The organism is Streptomyces sp. NRRL F-5727 (assembly GCF_000719555.1).
In the GTDB taxonomy this organism is placed as follows: Bacteria; Actinomycetota; Actinomycetes; order Streptomycetales; family Streptomycetaceae; genus Streptomyces.
Map to the genome: position 1 here is coordinate 22,212 of NZ_JOGX01000077.1, position 7,498 is coordinate 29,709.

Sequence of the window (7,498 nt, forward strand, 5' to 3'; positions counted from 1 at the left end):
ACCTTGCGATGTCCGCCACATGTACCTCAGGTGCCCTGCGCCGATCCGAGCGTGACGGTCCGGGTGAGTTCCCTGCCGTCCCGGGTCAGGGTGAGGACGAGCTCGTCGCCGGGGCGGTGGGCGCGGATCTTCACGATCAGCTCCTCGCCGTTGTGGACCCGCTGTCCGTCGACCTTGGTGATGACGTCGCCGGGGCGCAGGCCGGCCTTGGCGGCGGGGCCGTCGGGGGTGACGGACGCGGTGCCGTCCTTGCCCTTCTCGCCGACGCGGGCGCCGTCGCCGTTGAACTGCATGTCGAGGCTGACGCCGATGACCGGGTGGGTGGCCTTGCCGGTGTTGATGAGCTCCTCGGCGACCCGCTTGCCCTGGTTGATCGGGATGGCGAAGCCGAGGCCGATGGAGCCGGCCTGGGCGCCGTCCCCGCCGCCGTCCCCGGAGCCGCCGGCGGCGCGGATGGCGCTGTTGATGCCGATGACGCGGCCCTTGCCGTCGAGGAGGGGGCCGCCGGAGTTGCCGGGGTTGATGGGCGCGTCGGTCTGGAGGGCGTCGACGTAGGAGATGTCGCTGCCGTCGCCCTTCTCGCCGCCGGCGGTGATCGGGCGCTCCTTGGCGCTGATGATGCCGGAGGTGACCGTGTTGGAGAGGTCGAAGGGGGCGCCGATGGCGACGACGGGGTCGCCGACGCGGACGTCGTCGGAGTTGCCGAGCGGCAGGGGCCGGAGGCCGGTGACGCCGGTGACCTGGACGACGGCGAGGTCGTAGCCGGTGTCCTTGCCGATGAGCTTGGCGGAGGCGGTCTCGCCGCTGGAGAAGGTGACGGTGATGTCGCCGGAGGACTCGGCGGCGTCGACGACGTGGTTGTTGGTGAGGATGTGGCCGCGGTTGTCGAGGACGAAGCCGGTGCCGGTGCCGGCCGAGCCGCCGCCGCTGACGTGCAGGGTGACGACGCCGGGCAGGGCGCTGGCGGCGATGCCGGCGACGCTGTCGGGGGCGCGGTCGGTGGTGCCGGCCTCGACCTGCGGCAGGTGGACGGTGCCGATGCCGCCGTTGCGCTCGACGTAGGCGCCGACGCCGCCGCCGATGACTCCGGTGACGAGCGCGAAGGCGAGGGCGCCGACGAGGGCGAGGCCGCGCCGGGACTTCTTGCGGGCGGGCGGGGGTACGGCGGCGGGGCCGGCGCCCCAGGGGTCGTACTGGCCCCAGGCGGGCGGCTGCGGCGGCACGGGGCCCTGCGGCGGCGGTACGGCCCCGTGCGGGGGTACGGCGGCCTGCGGGGCCGGTACGGGCGCGGCGGGCCGCTGCACCGGCGGTGCGGGCGCCCACGGCCCGGGCTCGCCGTAGGGCGGGGTCCGGTACTCGTCGGGCTCGTGGAGCGGCTGCGGCGCGGCCACGGCCGGCTCGGACGCGGCGGGCGCGGCTTCGGGCGCGGGCACGGCGGGCACGGCGGGCGCGGGCACGGGCTCCGGCGCGGCGGGCGTCGCGGGCTCCGGCGCGGGCGGGGCGGGTTCCTTCGTCATGTCGACCTTGGGGGCGGCGGGCGCCTCCGCGGCCGGCTCCGGCGCGGCGGGCTCGGCCGGGTCCGGGGCCTGGAGGGCGAAGTCGTCCTCCTCCGCCGGGGGCGGCGTGGATATCCGCGCCGCCTCCGGGGGCGTCGAAGGCCGGCTCCACCAGTTCGGCTTCCCGTCGTTCATGCTCTCCCCGCAACCGCTGACCCGTGAGCGCCCCGGTGTCGGGCGCCCTGACCGAGGATTCAACCAGGTCGGAGGTCAGCGGTGGGAGCCCGGCGGGGTGCCGGGCGGGCTGGGGGCCGGGCTCGGGGCCGGGCCGAGGGCCAGCTGGAGAGCGGGGGCCGTCGGGCGTATGAACGGCGAGAGGGCGAAGAGCGACTGCGTCTGGGCCGCTCGGAGCCGTACCGCGGTGACCGGACCGGCCCGGTCCACGTCCGCCGGGACGGCTCCGGTGGGGACGGTGCCGCCCGGGACGAGCGGGGCGCTGCCGATCGACTGCGCGCCGCCGCCGACGCGCTCGGAGCGGTCCGAGCGGCCGGTCGCCGAGCCGGCGGGGCCCGCGGAGGCGCCCGCGCGCAGCGGGGTGACGGCGCTGCCGGTGCCCTGCCCGCCGCGGCCGGCGGCGGTGACGGAGCTCTCGGTGGGCAGGGTGCCGCCGAGGGCGATGGCCGCGAAGGAGACCGCGCCGGCGGCGGCGACGGCGAAGCGCCGGCCCCGTCCGGACGGGGTGACGGCGTGGACCCGGAAGCCGGTGGTGGTGTCGGGGACGGCGGGCGCCGCGGTGGCGAAGCCGTCGCTCTTCACTCCGCGGGCTTCGAGGAGCTGCTCCAGCGGGGAGCGGCCGGGATCGCCGGGGCCGCCGGGGAGGCCCTGGAGGCGGGCGAGGAAACCCTCGGAGGGCTGGGGGGCTCCGCTGGAGGCGAAGACGCTCTTCAGGGCGCGCTGCGCGTCGGCCTCGGCCTTGCAGCGGGCGCAGGTGGCGAGGTGGGCCAGGACCCGCTCGCGGGCGTCGTGGCCGAGCTCGCCGTCGACGAGCGCGGCGAGCCGGTCCCCGAGGTGGTGCTCCGCGGGGCTCGGGGACGGGGGACGGGTGCCGCTCACGCTGTCCCGGCCTCCCATCCGACGGTGGCCAGGGCCCGCTCCGCGCGGGCCTCGGGCGAGCGGTGCTTGAGCGCCTTGCGCAGGTGGGAGCGGCCGCGGTGGATCCGGCTGCGGACGGTGCCGAGCTTCACGCCGAGGGTCGCGGCGATCTCCTCGTACGACAGTCCCTCGATGTCGCAGAGGACGACGGCGGCGCGGAACTCGGGCGCCAGGGTGTCGAGGGCCTGCTGGACGTCGGCGTCGAAGTGGGTGTCGTTGAACACCTGCTGCGGGGAGGGCTCACGGCTGGGGAGCCGCTCGGCGGCGTCGTCGGCGAGCGCGTCGAAGCGGATGCGCTGCTTGCGGCGGACCATGTCGAGGAAGAGGTTGGTGGTGATGCGGTGCAGCCAGCCCTCGAAGGTGCCCGGCGTGTACGTCGACAGCGAGCGGAAGACGCGGACGAAGACCTCCTGGGTGAGGTCCTCGGCGTCGTGCTGGTTGCCGGTGAGGCGGTAGGCCAGTCGGTAGACGCGACCGCTGTGCGTGCTGACGATCTCCTCCCAGGTGGGCGGAGTCCACGCCTGCGATTCCGCATCCGATGCGAAGGTCGCGGTGGTGGGTGCGGTGGCAGTGCGGTGGCTCTGGTCAGCGGTGTCGGTCACGGATTTCGGCTCACCCGCCGACCTGAGGAGGCGTCGGAACGCCCCTCTCCGATCCACAGGCGCAGCCGCACCTCCCCTATCGGCTCTGGTGGTGTCCAGTGGAGCCCCTACCATAGCCACCTCGCCCGTTAGCTCCGGATAAGAATCTTTACGCGCATTTGAATCGGCGTCGCCCGCCGGTCCTCCCGCGCGTTCCTCCCCTGGTGAACGGCCGGTCCCATCTGCGGGTTCCCGCTGACAGCGGATACAGTCACCGTTGCGCCAACTAAGGGGACAGGAGAGGGCCATTACCGCCAACCGGCAGACCGACTGGGCGCTCGCCGACGCCTTCGTCCCCGAGGACGACGCACTGCGCTGGGCCCGGGAACGGGCCCGGGAGGCGGGGCTGTCCCCGGTCTCCCAGGGCACCGGTGCGGCGCTGCGTCTGCTGGCCGCCTCGACGGACGCCAAGGCGGTCGCCGAGATCGGTACGGGCACGGGCGTGTCGGGGATCCACCTGCTGCTGGGGATGCGCCCGGACGGCACCCTGACCACGGTGGACGTGCAGCCGGAGCACCAGCAGCTCGCGAAGACGGCGTTCCGGGCGGCGGGCTTCGCCGGCAACCGGGCGCGGTTCATCCCGGGTCGCGCCCTGGACGTGCTGCCGCGGCTCGCGGACGGCGGGTACGACCTCGTCTTCTGCGACGGCGACCGCGCCGAGTACCCGGACTATCTCGCTGAATCGTTGCGCCTGCTCCGACCTGGGGGTCTGGTCTGCTTCGAGGGCGTCTTCGCGGAGGGCCGCACGGTCGATTCGGGGGCCCAGCCGGCCGAGGTGCAGCGGGTCCGCGAGCTGCTGCGGACCGTGCGGGAGAGCTCCGAGCTGCTGCCGACGCTGCTGCCGGTGGGCGACGGCCTGCTCTGCGCGGTCCGGCGCGGCTGACCGCGCCCGCGCGGGCGGACTCCGCCCCGGACACACCGCTGCCCCGGACGGCGGGGCCGTACCGGGGCAGCGTGCGGGAAATCGGGGAGGGTCAGCCGACGACCTTCTTCAGGGCGTCACCGAGAGCCTCGGCCTCGTCCGGGGTCAGCTCGACCACGAGCCGACCGCCGCCTTCGAGCGGAACGCGCATGACGATGCCCCGCCCCTCCTTGGTCACCTCGAGCGGGCCGTCACCCGTCCGCGGCTTCATGGCCGCCATGCTCGTTCCCCTTCCTGAAACCAGCTCATCTTCAGCCGGGCAGCTCCGTACCACGGAGCACGCCTCACCGGCTTCGAACACATTGCTTCCAGGTCATTATCCCGCATCGCAGGACCCGATGACCAACATCGATCCGCATCGCTTGCGCAACGCGCTCTCTCAAAAGCCCACATTTCGGCGTCGGGCCTGCGATACTTCGCCGCCGCGGGTCGCTCCGCGGGCCCCGATTCTTTGACGCAGCTCACATGGGCGGTACGGGTGATCTCCGTCATGCTGGGCTGATCAGCCGACGCACGAGACGAAGGGGTCCCGATGGCCGACACGGTCCTGTACGAAGTGAGCGACGGGCTCGCCACCATCACGCTCAACCGGCCCGAGGCCATGAACGCGCTGAACATCGCGGCGAAGGTGGCGCTCCGGGACGCCGCCGAGGCCGCGGCCGCCGACCCGGCGGTCCGGGCGGTGCTGCTGACGGCGGCGGGCGACCGGGCGTTCTGCGTCGGCCAGGACCTGAAGGAGCACGTGGGTCTGCTCCTCCAGGACCAGGAGACGGGCAGCCGCGAGACGATGAACACGGTCCGGGACCACTACAACCCGATCGTCCGGGCGCTCACCGGCATGAAGAAGCCCGTGATCGCCGCGGTGAACGGCGTCGCCGCCGGCGCCGGCTTCGGCTTCGCGCTCGCCGCGGACTACCGGATCGTCGCCGACACCGCGACCTTCAACACCTCGTTCGCGGGCGTGGCGCTCACCGCCGACTCGGGCATGTCCTGGACGCTGCCCCGGCTGATCGGCCGGAGCCGCGCCTCCGACCTGCTGCTCTTCCCCCGCTCGATCGGCGCCCAGGAGGCGTACGAGCTGGGCATCGTGAACCGGCTGGTGCCGGCCGCCGAACTGGCCGAGGAGGCCCGGAAGCTGGCCCGGAAGCTCGCCGAGGGCCCCACCGTGGCGTACGCGGCGCTCAAGGCGTCCGTCGCCTACGGCGCCGACCACTCGCTCGACGAGGCCCTGGACAAGGAGGACGAGCTCCAGACGCTGGCCGGCGCCTCCGAGGACCACACCATCGCGGTCCGCGCCTTCCTCGCCAAGGAGAAGCCGAGGTACCTCGGGAAGTGACCGGGGTGATCGGGAGGTGACGGGGCCGGGGCGGCTAGCGGCCGCCCCGGGCCACGCAGTCCGTCAGATGGTCGTCGACCAGGCCGCACGCCTGCATCAGGGCGTAGGCCGTGGTGGGGCCGACGAAGCGGACGCCCCGCTTCTTCAGCGCCTTGGCCAGGGCCGTGGACTCGTCGGTCACGGCCGGGACGTCGGCCAGGGTGCGGGGCGCGGGGCGGCTCGCCGGGTCGGGGGCGTGGGACCAGATCAGGGCGTCCAGCTCGCCGGGGGCCCAGTCGGCGAGCAGCTTCGCGTTGGCGAGGGTCGCGTCGACCTTGGCCCGGTTGCGGATGATGCCCTCGTCGGCGAGGAGCCGCTCGCGGTCGGCGTCCCCGAAGCCGGCGACGGTGGCGATGCGGAAGTCCGCGAAGGCGCGCCGGAAGCCCTCCCGGCGACGCAGGATGGTGATCCAGGACAGGCCCGACTGGAACGCCTCCAGACAGAGCCGTTCGAAGAGGGCGTCGTCGCCGTGGACCGGGCGGCCCCACTCCTCGTCGTGGTACGCGGTGTAGTCCTCGGTGGACAGGCCCCAGGGGCAGCGCGGCCGCCCGTCGGGGCCCGGGATCGCCCCGCCGGTCATCGCTCGTCGCCCTCCGCCGTCTCGCGGGAGGCCGACGCGCCCGCGAGGGCCGCCTCCAGCTCCGCGATCCGGGCGTCGCGCTCGGCGAGCTCCGCGGCGAGCCGGTCCAGGACGTCGTCGACGTCCTCCATCCGGTAGCCGCGGGCGGCGACCGGCAGCCGCAGCGCCTCGACGTCCGAGCGGTCCACGGGGCGGCTCAGCGGCAGCGGGTCCACCAGCTGCTCGGGGGCCGCGTCGGGCAGCACCTCGCTGTCGCCGCCGCCGACCACGGCGAGGGTCACGGCCGCGACGACCACGACCATCGTGATGAGCAGAAACCAGAACACCAGCGCGCCTCTCCCGGAGTGGAAAACGTCCCGTGCCGATCGTGCCATGCGCCGCCGACAGTTAGGGTCGCAGACGACTGCACAAGGCGCCGTCGACCGGTCGCGAGGGAGGACATAAGGGATGCTGCGCTTGGGACGGCGTGAATTCGGGCCGCACGAGCCGGTGATCATGGCGATCGTGAACCGGACCCCGGACTCCTTCTACGACCAGGGCGCGACCTTCCGCGACGAGCCGGCGCTCGCGCGCGTCGAGCAGGCGGTGGCCGAGGGCGCCGCGATCATCGACATCGGCGGGGTCAAGGCCGGCCCCGGCGAGGAGGTCACGGCCGAGGAGGAGGCCCGCCGCACGGTCGGCTTCGTCGCCGAGGTCCGGCGCCGCCACCCCGACGTGGTGATCAGCGTGGACACCTGGCGGGCGGACGTCGGCGAGGCGGTCTGCGAGGCCGGCGCGGACGTCCTGAACGACGCGTGGGGCGGGGTCGACCCGCGGCTCGCGGAGGTCGCCGCGAAGTACGGGGCGGGGCTGGTCTGCACCCACGCGGGCGGCGCGGAGCCGCGGACGCGGCCGCACCGGGTGGAGTACGAGGACGTGATGGCCGACATCCTGCGGGTCACGGTGGGGCTGGCGGAGCGCGCGGTCTCGCTCGGGGTGCGGCGGGACGGGATCATGATCGATCCCGGTCACGACTTCGGGAAGAACACGCGGCACAGCCTGGAGGCGACGCGGCGGCTCGGCGAGATGGCGGAGACGGGGTGGCCGGTGCTGGTGTCCCTGTCCAACAAGGACTTCGTCGGGGAGACGCTGGACCGGCCGGTGAAGGAGCGGGTGCTGGGGACGTTGGCCACGACCGCGGTGTCGGCGTGGCTGGGGGCGCGGGTGTACCGGGTGCACGAGGTCGCGGAGACGAAGCAGGTGCTCGACATGGTCGCGACGATCGCGGGGCACCGTGAGCCGGCGGTCGCGCGGCGGGGGCTCGCGTAGGGGGGCGGGGGCTCGCGTAGGGGG

Annotated in this window: 9 protein-coding genes; 3 read left to right on the plus strand and 6 right to left on the minus strand. The window is 74.3% G+C overall.

The features are described 5' to 3' along the window. Positions 1-26 precede the first annotated feature (26 nt). The 3 genes from IF73_RS0132950 to sigE form a co-directional block, all read right to left on the minus strand. Positions 27-1,691, minus strand: a complete 1,665-nt coding sequence (locus IF73_RS0132950) for a S1C family serine protease (protein WP_037881265.1) — start codon at positions 1,689-1,691, stop codon at positions 27-29. Between the two features lie 75 nt (positions 1,692-1,766). Continuing rightward, complete coding sequence (locus IF73_RS0132955; protein WP_031014219.1) at positions 1,767-2,609, minus strand: zf-HC2 domain-containing protein; 843 nt, start codon at positions 2,607-2,609, stop codon at positions 1,767-1,769. After that, positions 2,606-3,364 carry an RNA polymerase sigma factor SigE gene (sigE, locus tag IF73_RS0132960; protein WP_078868384.1) on the minus strand — a complete coding sequence of 253 codons (759 nt, stop codon included), beginning with the start codon at positions 3,362-3,364 and terminating at the stop codon, positions 2,606-2,608. Before sigE ends, IF73_RS0132955 begins: the two co-directional genes overlap by 4 nt. A 142-nt stretch (positions 3,365-3,506) precedes the next feature. Here sigE and IF73_RS0132965 point away from each other — a divergent pair, with 142 nt between their 5' ends. Next, the gene (locus IF73_RS0132965) at positions 3,507-4,172 is read left to right on the plus strand and encodes an O-methyltransferase (protein ID WP_031014221.1); all 666 of its coding nucleotides are present in this window, start codon (positions 3,507-3,509) and stop codon (positions 4,170-4,172) included. Positions 4,173-4,263: 91 nt separating this feature from the next. Here the strand turns inward: IF73_RS0132965 and IF73_RS40015 are convergent, their stop codons facing one another. Then, positions 4,264-4,431, minus strand: coding sequence for a DUF3117 domain-containing protein (locus tag IF73_RS40015; protein WP_009997451.1), 168 nt, complete (start codon positions 4,429-4,431; stop codon positions 4,264-4,266). Positions 4,432-4,743: 312 nt separating this feature from the next. Between IF73_RS40015 and IF73_RS0132975 the strand changes: the two genes are divergently transcribed. After that, positions 4,744-5,547 (plus strand): enoyl-CoA hydratase/isomerase family protein, encoded by an 804-nt coding sequence (locus IF73_RS0132975; protein ID WP_031014223.1) that lies wholly within the window; start codon positions 4,744-4,746, stop codon positions 5,545-5,547. 34 nt (positions 5,548-5,581) lie between these two features. Here the strand turns inward: IF73_RS0132975 and IF73_RS0132980 are convergent, their stop codons facing one another. Beyond that, positions 5,582-6,166, minus strand: coding sequence for a DNA-3-methyladenine glycosylase I (locus tag IF73_RS0132980; RefSeq protein ID WP_031014225.1), 585 nt, complete (start codon positions 6,164-6,166; stop codon positions 5,582-5,584). After that, positions 6,163-6,492, minus strand: coding sequence for a DivIVA domain-containing protein (locus IF73_RS0132985; RefSeq protein WP_031014227.1), 330 nt, complete (start codon positions 6,490-6,492; stop codon positions 6,163-6,165). Before IF73_RS0132985 ends, IF73_RS0132980 begins: the two co-directional genes overlap by 4 nt. Positions 6,493-6,613: 121 nt before the next feature. On the opposite strand from IF73_RS0132985, the gene folP reads away from it, so the two are divergent. Next, positions 6,614-7,474, plus strand: coding sequence for a dihydropteroate synthase (gene folP / locus IF73_RS0132990; RefSeq protein WP_031014229.1), 861 nt, complete (start codon positions 6,614-6,616; stop codon positions 7,472-7,474). Positions 7,475-7,498 lie beyond the last annotated feature (24 nt).

What these genes read in the sequence shown, in the direction of transcription:
- IF73_RS40015 (WP_009997451.1), bottom strand. Translation starts at nt 4,431, where the DNA reads ATGGCGGCCATGAAGCCGCGGACGGGTGACGGCCCGCTCGAGGTGACC.
- IF73_RS0132950 (WP_037881265.1), bottom strand. Translation starts at nt 1,691, where the DNA reads ATGAACGACGGGAAGCCGAACTGGTGGAGCCGGCCTTCGACGCCCCCG.
- IF73_RS0132975 (WP_031014223.1), top strand. Translation starts at nt 4,744, where the DNA reads ATGGCCGACACGGTCCTGTACGAAGTGAGCGACGGGCTCGCCACCATC.
- IF73_RS0132980 (WP_031014225.1), bottom strand. Translation starts at nt 6,166, where the DNA reads ATGACCGGCGGGGCGATCCCGGGCCCCGACGGGCGGCCGCGCTGCCCC.
- sigE (WP_078868384.1), bottom strand. Translation starts at nt 3,364, where the DNA reads ATGGTAGGGGCTCCACTGGACACCACCAGAGCCGATAGGGGAGGTGCG.
- folP (WP_031014229.1), top strand. Translation starts at nt 6,614, where the DNA reads ATGCTGCGCTTGGGACGGCGTGAATTCGGGCCGCACGAGCCGGTGATC.